This is a genomic window from Cellulomonas shaoxiangyii, from assembly GCF_004798685.1.
Taxonomy (GTDB): Bacteria; Actinomycetota; Actinomycetes; order Actinomycetales; family Cellulomonadaceae; genus Cellulomonas; species Cellulomonas shaoxiangyii.
Map to the genome: position 1 here is coordinate 2,150,601 of NZ_CP039291.1, position 15,487 is coordinate 2,166,087.

General features: G+C 76.1%; 13 protein-coding genes. 7 read left to right on the top strand and 6 right to left on the bottom strand.

The annotated features are described in order from the left end of the window. Positions 1-24: 24 nt before the first annotated feature. A complete protein-coding gene (locus E5225_RS09780; protein WP_135973442.1) occupies positions 25-2,844 on the bottom strand; it encodes a bifunctional acetate--CoA ligase family protein/GNAT family N-acetyltransferase in 2,820 nt (939 codons plus the stop codon). Between the two features lie 148 nt (positions 2,845-2,992). Between E5225_RS09780 and E5225_RS09785 the strand changes: the two genes are divergently transcribed. Further along, positions 2,993-5,476 (top strand): DNA gyrase/topoisomerase IV subunit A, encoded by a 2,484-nt coding sequence (locus tag E5225_RS09785; protein ID WP_135973441.1) that lies wholly within the window; start codon positions 2,993-2,995, stop codon positions 5,474-5,476. Between the two features lie 57 nt (positions 5,477-5,533). Next, on the top strand, positions 5,534-6,292 hold the full coding sequence (locus E5225_RS09790) for a hypothetical protein (RefSeq protein ID WP_135973440.1): 759 nt from the start codon (positions 5,534-5,536) through the stop codon (positions 6,290-6,292). A 4-nt stretch (positions 6,293-6,296) separates the two neighbouring features. Here E5225_RS09790 and glgA read toward each other — a convergent pair whose 3' ends face one another. Further along, positions 6,297-7,523: a glycogen synthase gene (glgA, locus tag E5225_RS09795; protein WP_135973439.1), complete on the bottom strand. Its 1,227-nt coding sequence runs from the start codon at positions 7,521-7,523 to the stop codon at positions 6,297-6,299. A 108-nt stretch (positions 7,524-7,631) separates the two neighbouring features. On the opposite strand from glgA, the gene E5225_RS09800 reads away from it, so the two are divergent. After that, positions 7,632-8,873: a glucose-1-phosphate adenylyltransferase gene (locus tag E5225_RS09800; protein ID WP_135973438.1), complete on the top strand. Its 1,242-nt coding sequence runs from the start codon at positions 7,632-7,634 to the stop codon at positions 8,871-8,873. 57 nt (positions 8,874-8,930) lie between these two features. Then, the gene (gene serB / locus E5225_RS09805) at positions 8,931-9,602 is read left to right on the top strand and encodes a phosphoserine phosphatase SerB (protein WP_279536539.1); all 672 of its coding nucleotides are present in this window, start codon (positions 8,931-8,933) and stop codon (positions 9,600-9,602) included. A 94-nt stretch (positions 9,603-9,696) separates the two neighbouring features. On the opposite strand, the gene E5225_RS09810 is transcribed toward serB, so the two are convergent. From E5225_RS09810 to fabG, 3 genes are all read right to left on the bottom strand, one after another. Further along, the gene (locus tag E5225_RS09810) at positions 9,697-10,218 is read right to left on the bottom strand and encodes a SixA phosphatase family protein (RefSeq protein WP_135973437.1); all 522 of its coding nucleotides are present in this window, start codon (positions 10,216-10,218) and stop codon (positions 9,697-9,699) included. Positions 10,219-10,366: 148 nt separating this feature from the next. Beyond that, positions 10,367-11,134 (bottom strand): enoyl-ACP reductase FabI, encoded by a 768-nt coding sequence (fabI, locus tag E5225_RS09815; RefSeq protein WP_135973436.1) that lies wholly within the window; start codon positions 11,132-11,134, stop codon positions 10,367-10,369. A gap of 77 nt (positions 11,135-11,211) precedes the next feature. Continuing rightward, entirely contained in the window at positions 11,212-11,976 is a 765-nt protein-coding gene (gene fabG, locus E5225_RS09820) for a 3-oxoacyl-ACP reductase FabG (protein ID WP_135973435.1), read from the bottom strand. 112 nt (positions 11,977-12,088) lie between these two features. Between fabG and E5225_RS17930 the strand changes: the two genes are divergently transcribed. The 3 genes from E5225_RS17930 to E5225_RS09835 are packed head-to-tail and all read left to right on the top strand — an operon-like array spanning position 12,089 to position 13,739. Further along, positions 12,089-12,421: a DUF3099 domain-containing protein gene (locus tag E5225_RS17930; protein ID WP_243738216.1), complete on the top strand. Its 333-nt coding sequence runs from the start codon at positions 12,089-12,091 to the stop codon at positions 12,419-12,421. Next, positions 12,421-12,654: a hypothetical protein gene (locus tag E5225_RS09830; RefSeq protein WP_135973434.1), complete on the top strand. Its 234-nt coding sequence runs from the start codon at positions 12,421-12,423 to the stop codon at positions 12,652-12,654. Before E5225_RS17930 ends, E5225_RS09830 begins: the two co-directional genes overlap by 1 nt. Continuing rightward, positions 12,651-13,739, top strand: coding sequence for an SURF1 family cytochrome oxidase biogenesis protein (locus tag E5225_RS09835; protein ID WP_244243659.1), 1,089 nt, complete (start codon positions 12,651-12,653; stop codon positions 13,737-13,739). The genes E5225_RS09830 and E5225_RS09835 overlap by 4 nt, the downstream gene beginning before the upstream one ends. On the opposite strand, the gene E5225_RS09840 is transcribed toward E5225_RS09835, so the two are convergent. Continuing rightward, entirely contained in the window at positions 13,723-15,321 is a 1,599-nt protein-coding gene (locus E5225_RS09840) for an ABC-F family ATP-binding cassette domain-containing protein (RefSeq protein ID WP_135973862.1), read from the bottom strand. The two genes, E5225_RS09835 and E5225_RS09840, sit on opposite strands and share 17 nt — an antisense overlap. Positions 15,322-15,487 lie beyond the last annotated feature (166 nt).

Consider the following 15,487-nt stretch of genomic DNA (forward strand, 5'->3'; position numbering starts at 1 on the left):
CCTCCCACTCCCGGCGGCGTCGCCTCACGTCCGCGCCAGGCGGCGCAGCGTGTCGGCGCGGTCGGCGGGTGCGACGGACGCGGTGGCGCCGAGCACGGCGAGCCCCGACGTCGACACGACCACGGGGGCGAGCTCCAGCGAGCGCAGGTCCGGCAGGGCGTCGGCGAGCACCGACACGCGGGCCACGAGGTCCTCCACCGCCGCGACGTCGAGCGGCGGCAGCCCGCGGTAGCCGAACAGGCGCGGGGCGGCGCGCGGGCGGCGGACGATGTCCGCCACGTCGACGTCCGTGAGCGGCGGCACGCCGTAGGCCACGTCACCCAGCAGGTCCGTCGCGTCACCCGACAGGCCGAAGCTGATGACGGGACCGAACAGCGGGTCCTCGGCCGACCGGACGACGCAGGGCACCCCGTGCGGGGCCATCGCCTGCACCTCCAGCGGCGGGGTGTCCGGGCCGAGGTCGTGGTCGGCCGCGAGCGCGAGGATACCCGCGACGTCCGCGCGCATCTCGGCGGCGTCCGCGACGTCGAGCCGCACGCCCCCGAGGTCCGCGCGGTGGCGCAGCGCCGGCACCGTGGTCTTCACCGCGACCGGCCAGCCCAGCCGCTCGGCGGCGGCGACGGCCTCGTCCAGGTCCTGCACGCGCACCGACGGCTGCACGCGCACGCCGACGGTGGCGAGGAGCTCGGCGACGTCCGCGGGCGACAGCGGGACGGGCGCGCCGTCGGTCGCGTGCCCGTCGGCCAGCCGCGCGGCGACGAGCCGCTCGGCGGCGCGGGTGTCGACGCCCTCGGGACGCACGGGCCGGCCGCGGTCCGTGCCGCGCCACGCGGCGTACCGGGCGGCGTGGCCGAGCGCCACGACGGCGTCCTCGGGGGCGCTGTAGGCCGGCACCGTCCGCAGCCGGCCCGTGGGGTCCGGCGCGGTGAGCTCGGCGGTGATGCCGCGCAGGCCGACCATGCACGCGACCGTCGTCCGGCCCGTCTCGGCCGCGGCCCGGGCCACCTCGCGCGGCACGACGGGGTCACCCGCGCCGAGCGTGGGCAGGCGCACCGCCACGACGACGTCCGTCTGCGGGTCCGCGTACAGCCGGTCCACGGTGTCCCGGACCTCGTCGGCGCGCGCGTCCTCGACGAGGAGCTCGACCCGACCCGTCACGACGAGCCCGGCCGCGGCCGCGGCCTCGGCGACGAGCGCCGCGACGCTCGCCGAGCTCGCGAGGATCGACGTGCGGCGGCCGGCCGGCAGCGGCTGGTGCGCCAGCACCTGCACCACGTCGAGCAGCTGGTGCTGGTTCTCGACGCGGACCACGCCGGACTGGCGCATGACCTCCTCGAGGGTGCGCCGCGGCGCACGGGTCGGGCGCACGGCGTGGCCGGGCGGCACGACCTGGCCCGAGCGCCCGGCCGTCACGACGACCACGGGCTTGTGCGCCGCGAGCCGGCGCGCGACCCGCGAGAACTTGCGCGGGTTGCCGATCGACTCCAGGTACAGCCCGACGACGTCCGTGCCGTCGTCCTCGCCCCAGAACTGCATCAGGTCGTTGCCCGACACGTCGGCGCGGTGCCCGGCGGACACGAAGTGGGCGAGGCCGAGGCCCCGGCGGTCCACGGCGGCGAGCAGCGGCACGGCGAGGGGCGCCGACTGGCAGAACAGGCCGATCCGGCCGGGGCGTGGCGGGTGCTCCGCGAGCGACACGTCGAGGGTCGTGCCGTCGGGCTGGCTGATGATGCCGAACGACGCCGGGCCGACGAGGCGCATCCCGGAGCCGTGCACCACCCCGAGCAGGAGCCGCAGACGCGCGAGGCCCTCGGGGCCGGCCTCCGCGAAGCCCGACGACAGCAGCACGAGCCCGCGCACGCCGAGCGCGCCGAGCCGGCGGGCGACGTCGAGGACCTGCTCGGGCGGCAGCACGACCACGGCCAGCTCGACGGGCCCCGGGACGTCGTCGACGTGGGCGTGGTGGTGCACGCCGTCGCGCTCCCCCGGGCCGGTCCCGACGCCGACGGCGTGGACGGTGAGCGCACCCTCGCGGGCACCCGGCACGAGGCCCGCCAGCACGCGCTCGGCGTGCGCCCGGTGCAGCGCCCGGGCGGGCCGGGGCCCGGGGCCCACGACGAGCACGGACCGGGCGGCCAGCAGGGCGCGCATCGACCGCGCCTCGGCGCGGTGCTCGCGGTCCGCCATGACGGCCAGCGACCGCTCGGTCGGGTCGATGTCGAAGATCACCTGGACGACGCCGTCCTCCGTGCGCTGGCGCACCTCGTACCCGGCGTCGCGGAACACGTTCAGCATGCGGCCGTTCTGCGGCAGCACCTCGGCGACGAAGCGGCGCACGCCCCGCTCGCGCGCGGCGGCCGCGAGGTGCTCCAGCAGCACCGACGCCAGACCCTTGCCCTGGTGCGCGTCCGCGATGTTGAACGCCACCTCCGCGGTCTCCCCCTCGACGCGGTCGTAGCGCGCGACGCCGATGATGCGCTCGGGGGCGTCGACGGGCGCCGGTGCGGCGGCGCCCTCGTCGGCGCCCGCCGCAGCGGGCCCGGCGCCGGGCGCGGCGGTCACCGCGACGAGCGCGACCCGGTCGACGTGGTCGACCGAGACGAGCCGGGCGAGGTCGCGCTCCGGCAGGCGCTCCAGCGCGGCGAAGAACCGCAGGAACGTGGAGCGCTCGGACTGCGCGACGTGGAACGCCTGCAGGGCGTCGGCGTCACCGGGCCGGATGGGGCGCAGCCGGGTGGTCGACCCGTCGTGCAGCACGACGTCCGCCTCCCACGCGGCGGGGTACGAGGGGGCGCCCGGCTCCGCCGGCACGCCGTGGGGCGGGCGGGGGACGACGTCGGCCATGCCCGCCAGGCTAGCGGGGCCCCGCACCTGGCTCGCCCCGGCGCCGACGTCCGCGGGCGTGCCGTGGCCCCGGCGGACGCCCGTGCGCGCGAGAATGGGGCGTCGCGGCGCCCGCCGCGTGCCCGCACCCCGAGGAGCAGACCACCCCATGGCGCGTCGTCCCGCGACCCCCGACCTGCCGCCCGAGGACCTCGTCGAGAAGATCGTCGACATCGACGTCGCCACCGAGATGGAGGGGTCGTTCCTCGAGTACGCGTACTCGGTCATCTACTCGCGGGCGCTGCCGGACGCGCGGGACGGCCTCAAGCCGGTGCAGCGGCGCATCGTCTACCAGATGGCCGACATGGGGCTGCGGCCGGACCGGCCGTACGTGAAGTCGGCGCGCGTCGTCGGCGAGGTCATGGGCAAGCTGCACCCGCACGGCGACGCGCCGATCTACGACGCGATGGTCCGCCTCGCGCAGGCGTTCTCCCTGCGCCTGCCGCTGGTCGACGGGCACGGCAACTTCGGGTCGCTCGACGACGGTCCCGCCGCGTCCCGGTACACCGAGGCGCGCATGGCGCCGTCGGCCATGGCGATGACGCAGGGGCTCGACGAGGACGTCGTCGACCTCGTGCCCAACTACGACAGCAAGCTGACCCAGCCGTCGGTGCTGCCGGCGGCGATCCCGAACCTGCTGGTCAACGGCGCGACCGGCATCGCGGTCGGCATGGCCACGAACATGGCCCCGCACAACCTCGTCGAGGTCGTCGCCGCGGCGCGCCACCTGGTGCTGCACCCCGACGCCACCCTCGAGGACCTCATGCGCTTCGTCCCGGGGCCCGACCTGCCCACGGGCGGCAAGATCGTGGGGCTCGACGGCGTGCGCGACGCGTACCGGACCGGCCGCGGGGCGTTCCGCACGCGCGCGACGGCACGCATCGAGAACGTCACCCCCAAGCGCAAGGGCATCGTCGTCACGGAGCTGCCCTACCTCGTGGGCCCCGAGAAGGTCATCGAGAAGATCAAGGAGGGCGTGCAGTCCAAGAAGCTCTCGGGCATCTCGGACGCCGTCGACCTCACCGACCGCCAGCACGGCCTGCGCCTCGTCATCGAGATCAAGACCGGGTTCCACCCCGAGGCGGTGCTCGAGCAGCTCTACCGCTACACGCCGATGGAGGACTCGTTCTCCATCAACAACGTGGCGCTGGTCGACGGCCAGCCCCGCACGCTGGGCCTGCGCGAGCTGCTGCAGGTGTGGGTCGGCCACCGCATCGACGTCGTGCGGCGGCGCTCGCGGTACCGCCTGCGCAAGCGGCAGGAGCGGCTGCACCTCGTCGAGGGCCTGCTCGTCGCGATCGTCGACATCGACGAGGTCATCCAGGTGATCCGCACGTCGGACGACTCCGACGAGGCGCGCACGCGCCTGCGCTCGGTCTTCGACCTGTCCGAGCCGCAGGCCGAGTACATCCTCGAGCTGCGGCTGCGCCGCCTGACGAGGTTCTCCCGGCTCGACCTCGAGCGCGAGCAGCAGGAGCTGCGCGAGGAGATCGCCCGGCTGGAGGCCCTCCTCGCCGACGAGGCGCTCCTGCGCGGCCTGGTGTCCGACGAGATGGCCGAGGTCGCGGCGACGTACGGCACACCGCGCCGCACGATCCTGCTGGAGCACGCGGGCGGTGCCAGCGTCGCCGGCGCCGCCGCCGTGCCCGCGGGCCGCGGGCGGGCCGCCGCACCGCTGGAGATCCCCGACGCGCCGTGCTGGGCGCTGCTGTCCGCGACGGGGCTGCTGGCCCGCACCGGCGACGACGACGCCCCCGGTCGTGGGGACGGGACCCGGCGCAGCCGGCACGACGTCGTCGCGTCGGCCGTGCCGACGACCGCCCGGGCGGAGGTCGGCGCGCTGACGTCGCGCGGCCGCGTGCTGCGCGTGCCCGTCCTCGACCTGCCCTCGCTGCCCCCGACGGACGGTCCGCCGACGCTGTCGGGCGGGCTGCCGGTCGGGGAGGCGGTCACGTTGGAGAAGGACGAGCGCGTGGTCGCCCTCGTCCCCCTGACCGCCGACGCACCGCCGCTCGCGCTGGCGACCGCGCAAGGCGTCGTCAAGCGCGTCACGCCCGGCGACGTGCCGGGCAACCGGGACGCCTGGGAGGTCATCGGGCTCAAGGACGGCGACGAGGTCGTCGGCGGCGCGGCCGCGCGGGACGAGGACGAGCTCGTCCTGGTCTCGACCGACACGTCGCTCCTGCACTTCCCCGCCTCGCACGTGCGCCCGCAGGGGCGCGCCGCCGGGGGGATGTCCGGCATGAAGCTGGGCGCCGGCGCGCGGGTCGTCGCGTTCTCGGTCGTGCGGCCGGAGGACCCGGACCCGGTGGTCGTCACCGTCGCCGGCGCGTCGTCGGCGCTGCCCGGCACGCAGACCGGCTCGGCCAAGGTCACGCCGTTCGCGCTGTACCCGGCGAAGGGCCGCGCGACCGGAGGCGTCCGCTCGCACCGGTTCCTCAAGGGTGAGGACGCGCTGATCCTCGCGCACGTGGGCGCCGCGCCGGCCCGCGCGACCGGCTCCGGCGGGCAGCCCGTACCGCTGCCCGAGCCCGACCCCCGGCGCGACGGCTCCGGCACGCCGCTGGCGGCGCCGGTGCACGCGATCGGCTGACGCGCGGCACCCTGCCCCGTGTCGTCGGCGGGGCCGGGGCCGTCCTACCGTGGGCGCGTGGCACCCGCGCTCCAGCTCCCCCGGTCCGTCCTGCTCGCGCTCTGGCTCGCCGCCCCGGCGGACGCGCGGCGCGCGACCCTCGCGGTGCAGGGCGAGGACGAGCCGCACGTCGTGCACCGCGGCGAGGACGACGTCGTCCCGCTGGTGCAGTGGCTGACCGACTCCCCGCCGGCGGTGGAGGTCGGCGTGGCGCTGCCCGTGCCGGGCGACCCCGTGGCCGTCCCGCCGCCCGCCTCGGGGCCGGCCGCGCAGTCGGGCGAGTGCGTCCTGGTGGCCCGCGGCGACGGCGCGACGGCCGTCGCCGTCCCGCACGTGCAGCGGTTCGGGTCGGAGTACGAGCCGGGGCACCTCGTGCGGTGGGACGTCGTCGAGGTGGCGGACTGGCGGCCCGCCGCGCACGCCCAGGTGGGGTCCCTGGAGGAGGCCGAGCGCGCCCTGCGGGACGGCCTACGCACCGCCACGGAGGCGCTGGTCGAGCTCGACGTGGCGAGCTGGCGCGCCGACGCGGCGGACGAGATCGCGACCGTGCGCGACGGTGCGCTCACCCCCTCCCGCCTCCCGACCGGTCTCGAGGGTCAGCGCCTGCGGGTGCTGACCAGCGCCGCGCGGCTGCGCGCGATCGTCCGGCTGGCGGCCCGCGACGACGGCGGCGCCGTCAACCTGTGGCAGGCGGACCAGCGCTCGACGGCGCTGCGCGAGGTCGACCGGGTGGCGCGGCGCGCGATGGCGGCGGCCGCGACGCGGCTGACCCGCTGAGCCGTCAGGCGCCCAGCACCGCGCGGTACACCTCGAGCGTGCGCTCGCCGACGGCGCGCCACGAGAAGTGCTCCTCGACCCGGCGGCGGGAGGCCACGCCGAACGCCCTCGCCCGTTCCCGGTCCGCCACCGCGTCCGCGAGCGCCGCACCGAGGTCGGCGACGAAGCGGTCGGGGTCGACGGGGGTGCCCGTGCCGTCCTGCACCTGCTCGATGGGCACGAGCCACCCGGTCACGCCGTCGTCGACGACCTCCGGGATGCCGCCGGTGGCCGTGCCGACGACGGGCAGGCCGACGGCCATCGCCTCGAGGTTGACGATGCCCAGCGGCTCGTAGACCGACGGGCACACGAACACCGTGCCGTGCGCGAGGACCGCCACGAGGTCCTCGCGCGGCAGCATCCGCTCGATCCACACGACGCCCGTGCGGCGCCCCTGCAGCGCCTCGACGAGGCCGCTGACCTCCGCCATGATCTCGGGCGTGTCGGGGGCGCCGGCGCACAGCACGAGCTGCACGTCCGCGGGCAGCGCCTCGGCGGCCCGCAGCAGGTACGGCAGGCCCTTCTGCCGGGTGATCCGCCCGACGAACACGACCGCGGGGCGGTCCGGGTCGATGCCGAGGCCCTCGACGACGGCGCGCGCCCGCGCGGTGGCCTCGGGCCCCTCGGGGCGGCGCCACCCGTCGAGGTCGATGCCGTTGTGCACGACGTGCACCCTCGCGGGGTCCACCGCCGGGTACGCGCGCAGGATGTCGGCACGCATGCCCGCGCTGACCGCGATCACGCCCGCGGCCGCCTCGTACGCGGTGCGCTCGACCCACGACGACAGCGCGTACCCGCCGCCGAGCTGCTCGGCCTTCCAGGGGCGCAGCGGCTCGAGGCTGTGCGCGGTCACGACGTGCGGCACGCCGTACAGCAGTGACGCCAGGTGCCCGGCGAGGTTCGCGTACCAGGTGTGCGAGTGCACCAGGTCGGTGGGCCCGCCCGCGTCGTCACGCGCGATGCCGTCGACGATCGAGAGGTCCACGCCCATCGTCGCGAGCGCCGGGTTGGCGTCCCGGAGCGCGTCCGGGACGGCGTAGCCGTGCGTGCCCGGCTCCGCGACGGGCACGTCGAACGCGTGCACGCGCACGTCGACCAGGTCGCGCAGCACGGCCGTCAGCCCCGCGACGTGGACGCCCGCGCCCCCGTACACGTGCGGCGGGTACTCGCGGGTCAGCAGGTCGACGCGCACGGGGAGCCTCCAGGTCGTGACAGGCCAGGTCAGCCGGTCGTGGACGACACGCTAGCGCGCACGCCGCGTCGCCTCGCTGCGAGCGGCCGGCGGCCCTAGGTTGGGTCCATGCCAGCGCCGCGTGTCCTCGCCATCGTCCTCGCCGGGGGGGAGGGCAAGCGCCTGATGCCGCTGACCGCGCACCGCGCGAAGCCCGCGGTCCCGTTCGGGGGCATCTACCGCCTCATCGACTTCGCGCTGTCGAACGTCATCAACTCGCACTACCTGCACGTGATCGTGCTCACGCAGTACAAGTCGCACAGCCTCGACCGGCACGTGTCGCGCACGTGGCGCATGTCGCCGCTGCTGGGCAACTACGTCGCCGCCGTCCCGGCGCAGCAGCGCGTGGGCAAGCACTGGTACCTCGGCAGCGCCGACGCGATCTACCAGTGCCTCAACATCATCGACGACGAGCGCCCCGACATCGTGGTCGTGGTCGGCGCCGACCACGTCTACCGCATGGACTTCTCCCAGATGGTCGACTCGCACATCGAGTCGGGCGCCGAGCTGACCGTGGCGGGCATCCGGCAGCCGATCGGCATGGCGGACCAGTTCGGCGTCATCGAGACCGAGCCGTCCGACCCGACCCGCATCGCCGCCTTCCGCGAGAAGCCGTCGGACCCGACGCCGGTGCCCGGCTCGCCGACGGAGATCCTCGCGTCGATGGGCAACTACGTGGCGGACGCGGACGCGCTGGTGCGGGCCGTGACCGCCGACGCGGAGGACGTGAACTCCCGGCACGACATGGGCGGCGACATCGTGCCGTGGTTCGTCGAGCGCGGGACCGCGGGCGTGTACGACTTCATCCGCAACGACGTGCCCGGCTCGACCGACCGCGACCGCGACTACTGGCGGGACGTCGGCACCATCGACTCCTACTACGACGCCAACCAGGACCTGATCTCGATCGAGCCGGTCTTCAACCTCTACAACGGCGAGTGGCCGCTGTTCACGGGGTACACCGGCCTGCCGCCGGCGAAGTTCGTGCACGCGGGTGCCGGGCGCCTCGGGCACGCCGCGGACTCGATCGTGTCGCCGGGCGTCCTCGTCTCGGGTGCCACGGTGTCCTCGTCGGTCCTGTCCCCCGGCGTGCGCCTGCACTCGTGGGCGCAGGTCACGGACTCGGTGCTGATGGACGGCGTGCAGGTGTCGCGCTACGCGCAGGTGCACCGGGCGATCCTGGACAAGAACGTGATCGTCCCGGAGCGGGCGCGCGTCGGCCTCGACCACGAGCACGACCGCGCGCGCGGGTTCACCGTGACGGACAGCGGCATCACGGTGGTGCCGAAGGGCTCGGTCATCGACGACTGACCGCCGCCTGGCGGACGCCCCACCGTGCCGGCGGTGCCCCGCACTAGCCTGCCGGGCGTGGACAGCACCCCCGCGCGCCCCGCCGTCGCGACCGACACCCGCCGGCTCGTCGTGATGGACGTCGACTCGACGCTCATCACGGGCGAGGTCGTCGAGATGCTCGCGGCGCGCGCCGGGTCGCTCCCCCTCGTCGCGGCGATCACCGAGCGGGCGATGCGCGGCGAGATCGACTTCGGGCAGTCGCTGCGCGAGCGCGTCGCGACGCTGGAGGGCCTGCCGGTCGCCGTGTTCGACGAGGTCCTGGCCGAGGTGGAGCTGACCCCGGGCGCCACCGAGCTGGTGGCGGAGCTGCGGGCGCGGGACTGGCCCGTCGGGCTGGTCTCGGGCGGCTTCCTGGAGGTCGTGCGCCCGCTGGCGGCGCGCCTGGGCATCACGCGCGTGCACGCGAACCGGCTCGAGGTCGCCGAGGGCCGGCTCACCGGGCGCGTGGACGGCCCCGTCGTCGACCGGGCCGCGAAGGCGGCGACGCTCGCGGCGTGGGCGGCCGAGCTCGGCGTGCCGATGGACCGCACGGTCGCGATCGGTGACGGCGCGAACGACCTCGACATGCTGGCCGCCGCCGCCACGGGCATCGCGTTCAACGCCAAGCCGGTCGTCGCGCGCGCCGCGGACGCCGCCGTCGACGGACGGCTCGACGCCGTGCTGGCGCTGGAGCCGTTCGCCCGCTGACGAGCCAGGCCCGACGCACGTCGCAAGCTGCGCCGTGCCCGACGCGCGTCGGGACCTGCGCCGTGCCCGACGGGCCCGCGGGTCCGCCCGGGCCTCAGTCGCCGGCGGCGACGCGCACGAGCCGCAGGGCGCCGGGCGCGGTCGCGTCCCAGGGGCCGTCGAGCTCGAGCACGGACCACGCAGCCGTCGGCACGCCGCGCTGCACGCGGGCCAGGACCTCCGCGTCGGACCCCTCGCCCGCGAGGGTCGCGGCGGCGTGCGACATGGTCGGCTCGTGGCCGACGACGAGCACGGTCGCGGCGTCGGCGGGCACCTGCTGCACGGCCGCGGCCAGGTCGCCGGTCGTCGCGGCGTACAGGTCGTCGCTCACCGTGACGACCGCCGCGGGCGCGCCCGCGGCGGCCAGCGCGGTCCGGACGAGCTCCCACGTCTGCCGGGTGCGCAGGGCCGACGAGCAGAGCACGTGCGTCGGCGCGAGGCCGGCCGCGGCGAGCGCCGCACCGGCCGCGGACGCCTGCCGGCGGCCCACGAGCGCGAGCGGGCGGTCGTGGTCGGCCAGCGCACCGGCGGGCTCGGCCTTGGCGTGCCGCAGCAGCACGAGTCGGTGGGAAGTCACGTCACCAGCGTCCCACCGCGCACGGCCGGTGCGTCGCGCCGTCCGCCCGCGGCGGGCGTGACGTGCGCGACGTCCGGCGTCGTGCGTCCGTGCTCACGGCCCGCAGGTCACGGACACCGAGGTCACAGGCCCGAGGTCAGGCCCGAGGTCACAGGCCCATCGCGTGGACGCCGCCGTCGACGTGCACGATCTCCCCCGTCGTCGCGGGGAACCAGTCCGACAGGAGCGCCGCGACGGCCCGGGCCGTCGGCTCGGGGTCCGTGACGTCCCAGCCGAGGGGTGCGCGCTCCGGCCAGCCGCCCTCCATCGCCTCGAAGCCGGGGATCGACTTCGCGGCCGTCGTGCGGATGGGGCCGGCCGAGACGAGGTTGACGCGGATCCCCCGGGGGCCGAGGTCGCGTGCGAGGTACCGGGCGGTCGACTCGAACGCCGCCTTCGCCACGCCCATCCAGTCGTAGACCGGCCACGCGTAGCGGGCGTCGAACGTGAGGCCGACGACCGACCCGCCGGGGCCCAGGAGCGGCAGGGTCGCCACCGCGAGCGACTTCAGCGAGTACGCGCTGATCTGCACGGCCGTCGCCACGTCGTCCCACTCCCCCGCGAGGAAGTTGCCGCCCATGACGGACTGCGGCGCGAAGCCGATGGAGTGCACGACGCCGTCGAGGTGGTCGACGTGCTCGCGCACGCGGTCCGCGAGGGCCGCGAGGTCGTCCGCCGACGTGACGTCGAGCTCGACGACCGGCGCCGGCTTCGGCAGCCGCCGCGCGATCGCCTGGGTCAGGCGCAGCTGGCGCCCGAAGGACGACAGGACCACGTGCGCACCCTGCTCCTGCGCGAGCCGCGCGACGTGGAACGCGATCGAGCTGTCCGTGAGGACCCCGGTGACCAGGAGCGTCTTGCCCTCGAGCAGTGCCATGAAGGTTCCTTCCGTACGGGAACGATGGGGCCGCGTGCGCGCGGCGGCGTGGGGGGGTGGGCGGGGATGCCGGGGCGTCAGTGCCCCATGCCGAGGCCGCCGTCGACGGGCACGACGGCGCCCGAGACGTACGCGGCGCCGTCGGACGCCAGGAACTCGACGACGCGGGCCACCTCGTCGGCGTGACCGAACCGGCCGGCCGGGATGGCGGCGAGGTACGCGTCCTGGCGGTCCTGCGGGAGCGCCTTCGTCATGTCGGTGTCGATGAACCCGGGGGCGACGACGTTCGCGGTGATGTTGCGCCCGCCCAGCTCCCGCGTGATCGAGCGGGCCATGCCGACGAGCGCCGCCTTCGACGCGGCGTAGTTCACCTGGCCCGGCGAGCCGTACATGCCGACGACCGAGGAGATGAGGACGATGCGGCCGCGGCGCAGCCGGATCATGCCCTTGCTGGCGCGCCGCACGACGCGGAAGGAGCCGGTGAGGTTGACGTCGAGCACCTCGGCGAACTCGTCGTCGGTCATGCGCATGAGGAGCTGGTCGCGCGTGACGCCGGCGTTCGCGACGACCACCTCCACCGGACCCTGCGCCGCCTCGACCTGCGTGAACGCGGCGTCGACGGCGGCGGTGTCGCGCACGTCGGCGCGGACCTCCAGGACACCGTCGGGCGCGCTGCCGGACCGCACGATCGTGGCGACCGCGTCACCGGCGGCGACGAACCGCTCGGCGATGGCCCGCCCGATGCCCCGGTTGGCGCCCGTCACGAGGACGCTGCGCGGGGCCCGGACCGGGGCGGCGGTGCCGGGGGTGGCGGCGGTGGGCTCGGGTGTCGTCGCAGGCACGGGTCACGACGCTAGCCCACGGCCCCCGGCCCGCAGGGGGTGCCGGCGCGCACGAGTTGCCCCGCCCCCGTTGTGGGAGCCCCACAACGACGGACGGCGCCTACCATGGGGTGTGAGCACCCGACGGCGCCGCGACCTCCCGCCGGAGGAGGTGCACCGCATCACGTCCGCCCCCGAGCCGCTGGCCGACGACCTCGCCCGGCGGCAGCGCCGGTACCTGTGGCAGATGGGGATCCGCGTCCTCTGCTTCCTCGCGGCGGGGCTGCTGTGGGCGCACGTGCCCGTCGCGGTGCCGCTGGTGCTGCTCGCGGCGGCGGTGGTGCTGCCCTACGTCGCGGTGCTGCTCGCCAACGCGGGCCGCGAGCGACGCGTCGAGGGTGACGTCTACCTCACGCCGCGGGAGCTGGGCGCCGCCCCGCGCGGCGGTGACCTGGGAGGGTCCTGATGAGCACGGCCGTGCCGGACGTCGTCGACGAGCTGGTGTGCAGCGCCCGGGGGTGCCGCGGCGAGGCGACGTGGGGCGTGCTGTGGAACAACCCACGCCTGCACACGCCCGAGCGGCGCAAGGTGTGGCTCGCGTGCGACGAGCACCGCACGCACCTCGGGGAGTACCTCGAGGTGCGGGGCTTCCTCAAGGACGTCGTGCCCGTCACCGACCTCGAGCGGGCGGCCCCGTGAGCGGCGCGCCCGCGCGCACGTCCGTCCCGGTGCACGGTGAGGCCGCCGGCCCCGGAGGCGCCGGCCCTGCCGGCGCCGACCTCGGGCCCGTCCGCCCCGGACCGCCGCCCGGCGCCGCCCCGCGCGAGGCGCGCGCCGACGCCCGCCGGCGCGCCCTGGGCCTGCTCGCACTCGCCGTGGTGGTCGCCGTCGTGTGCACGTTCCTCGGCCGCTGGCAGTGGCACCGCCACGTGGCGCGGTCGGAGGCGATCGCGGTCGTCGAGGCCAACTACGCCGCGGCCGCGGTCGACCTGGACGAGGTGGTCCCGGACCCCGACGCCCCGCTGCCCGCCGACGACGCGTGGCGCGCGGTCACCGTGACGGGCCGCTACCTCCCCGACGCGACGGTGCTGCTGCGCAACCGGCCCGTCGCCGGCTCCCCCTCGTACCACGTGCTCGTGCCGCTGCTCGTCACGGACGCGGCACCCGACCGCTTCGGCACGCCCGCGGGCGCCGGACGCGTCCTGGTCGTCGACCGCGGCTGGGTGCCGACCGGTCAGGACGGGTCCGCGGGCGTCGACGTGCCGGCCCCGCCCGCCGGCGACGTGCGGGTGACCGTCCGCCTGCGCCCGGGCGAGGCGGCGAGCGACCGCGACGCCCCGGCCGGGCAGGTGCAGGCCATCGCGCCGGCCCAGGTGCTCGCGGCGGGCGGCGACGCCGTGCCCGCCGACGCCGCGCCGTACGCCGCGTACGGCGGCCTGCTCGAGGAGCAGCCCGCACCCGCGGAGACCCTCGGTGCCCTGCCGGCGCCCAGCACGGCCCCCGGCTCGCACCTGTCGTACGCCTTCCAGTGGTGGGTGTTCGCGCTGGGCGGCCTGGTCGCGTTCTCCGTGGCGGCGCGGCGGGAGTGGCGCGACGCGGCGGGCCTGCCCGACGGCTCGCCCGACGCCGGCGGCCCCGCGGACCCGGCAGCCCCGGCGCCTGCCGCGGCGCGGCGCCGGCGGCCACCCGGGCGCGACGAGGTCGACGAGGACGCCGAGATCGACGCCCAGCTGGCCGCGGGCGGGCCGCCGGGTCAGACCGGCGCGGTCACGCCAGCGCGATGAGGTCGAGGTAGTCGGGCCCCCAGAGGTCCTCGTCACCGTCGGGCAGCAGCAGCACCCGCTCGGGCTCGAGCGCGGCCACGGCGCCCTCGTCGTGGCTGACGAGCACGACCGCGCCCTTGTACCCGCGCAGCGCCGCGAGGATCTCCTCGCGGGACGCCGGGTCCAGGTTGTTCGTCGGCTCGTCGAGCAGCAGGACGTTCGCGCTCGACACGACGAGCGCCGCGAGCGCGAGACGTGTCTTCTCGCCGCCGGACAGCACCCGCGCCGGCTTGTCCGCGTCGTCGCCGGAGAACAGGAACGAGCCGAGCACCGAGCGCACCTGGGTGTCGGTGAGGTCGGGCGCCGCCGTCCGCAGGTTCTCCACGACCGTGCGGTCGAGGTCGAGGGTCTCGTGCTCCTGCGCGTAGTACCCGAGCTTGAGGCCGTGGCCGGGCTTGACCTCGCCCGTGTCCGGCTTCTCGATCCCGCCGAGCATGCGCAGCAGCGTCGTCTTGCCGGCACCGTTGAGGCCCAGCACGACCACCTTGCTGCCCCGGTCGATCGCGAGGCTGACGTCGGTGAAGACCTCCTGCGAGCCGTACGACTTCGACAGGCCCTCGGCGGTGATGGGCGTGCGCCCGCTCGGCGCGGGGTCGGGGAACCGCAGCTTCGCGACCTTGTCGGAGACGCGTGCGGCCTCGAGGCCCGAGAGCATGCGCTCGGCGCGGCGGGCCATGTTCTGCGCGGCGACGGCCTTCGTGGCCTTGGCGCGCATCTTGTCGGCCTGCGCGTGGAGCGCGGCGGCCTTCTTCTCCGCGTTGGCGCGCTCGCGCCGGCGCCGCTTCTCGTCCGTCTCCCGCTGGAGCAGGTAGGCGTCCCAGCCGAGGTTGTACTGGTCGAGCTGGGCCCGGTTGGCGTCCAGGTGGAACACCTTGTTCACCGTCGCGCGCAGCAGCTCGACGTCGTGGCTGATGACGAGGAAGCCGCCGGGGAACGCCTTGAGGTAGTCGCGCAGCCAGACGATCGAGTCGGCGTCGAGGTGGTTGGTCGGCTCGTCGAGCAGCAGGGTGTCCGCACCCGAGAACAGGATGCGGGCCAGCTCGACGCGGCGGCGCTGACCGCCCGAGAGCGTGCCGAGCTCCTGCCCGAGCACGCGCTCGTCGAGACCGAGGGCCGCGGTGATGCGGTGCGCCTCGGACTCGGCCGCGTAGCCCCCGGCGGCGGTGAAGCGCGCCTCCAGCTTCGTGTACCGCTCCATGGCGCGGTCGCGCGTCGCGTCGTCCGCGGACGCCATGGCGCCCTCGGTCTCCCGCATCGCGGCGAGCACGGCGTCGAGACCGCGGGCCGAGAGCACGCGGTCCATCGACAGCTGCGTGAGGTCGCCCGAGGCCGGGTCCTGTGGCAGGTAGCCGACGTCTCCCCCGAGCGAGACCTGCCCGCCGGTCGGCTGGGTCTGGCCCGCGAGGGTCTTGGTGAGGGTCGTCTTGCCGGCGCCGTTACGGCCGACGAGACCGATCCGGTCGCCGGCGGCGATGCGGAAGGTCGTGGGTTCGAGCAGGACGCGTGCGCCCACGCGGAGCTCGACGGCCGAGGCGGTGATCACTGGTGGTTTCCTCCGACGACGCCGGGAGGGTTCTGGAGCCCGGCACAAACGCCCCCAGTCTACCGAGCCGCTAGCGTGACGAGCGGCTCAGGGGCCCCACGGCCGACGACGGTCCGGTCACACCGGCCACCCGAGGGGTGCCGCGACTGCGGCGCCCCGACACTCC

Coding starts and splice junctions, on each gene's coding strand:
- E5225_RS09780 (WP_135973442.1), bottom strand. CDS start 2,844: ATGGCCGACGTCGTCCCCCGCCCGCCCCACGGCGTGCCGGCGGAGCCG.
- E5225_RS09785 (WP_135973441.1), top strand. CDS start 2,993: ATGGCGCGTCGTCCCGCGACCCCCGACCTGCCGCCCGAGGACCTCGTC.
- E5225_RS09800 (WP_135973438.1), top strand. CDS start 7,632: ATGCCAGCGCCGCGTGTCCTCGCCATCGTCCTCGCCGGGGGGGAGGGC.
- fabI (WP_135973436.1), bottom strand. CDS start 11,134: ATGGCACTGCTCGAGGGCAAGACGCTCCTGGTCACCGGGGTCCTCACG.
- E5225_RS09830 (WP_135973434.1), top strand. CDS start 12,421: ATGAGCACGGCCGTGCCGGACGTCGTCGACGAGCTGGTGTGCAGCGCC.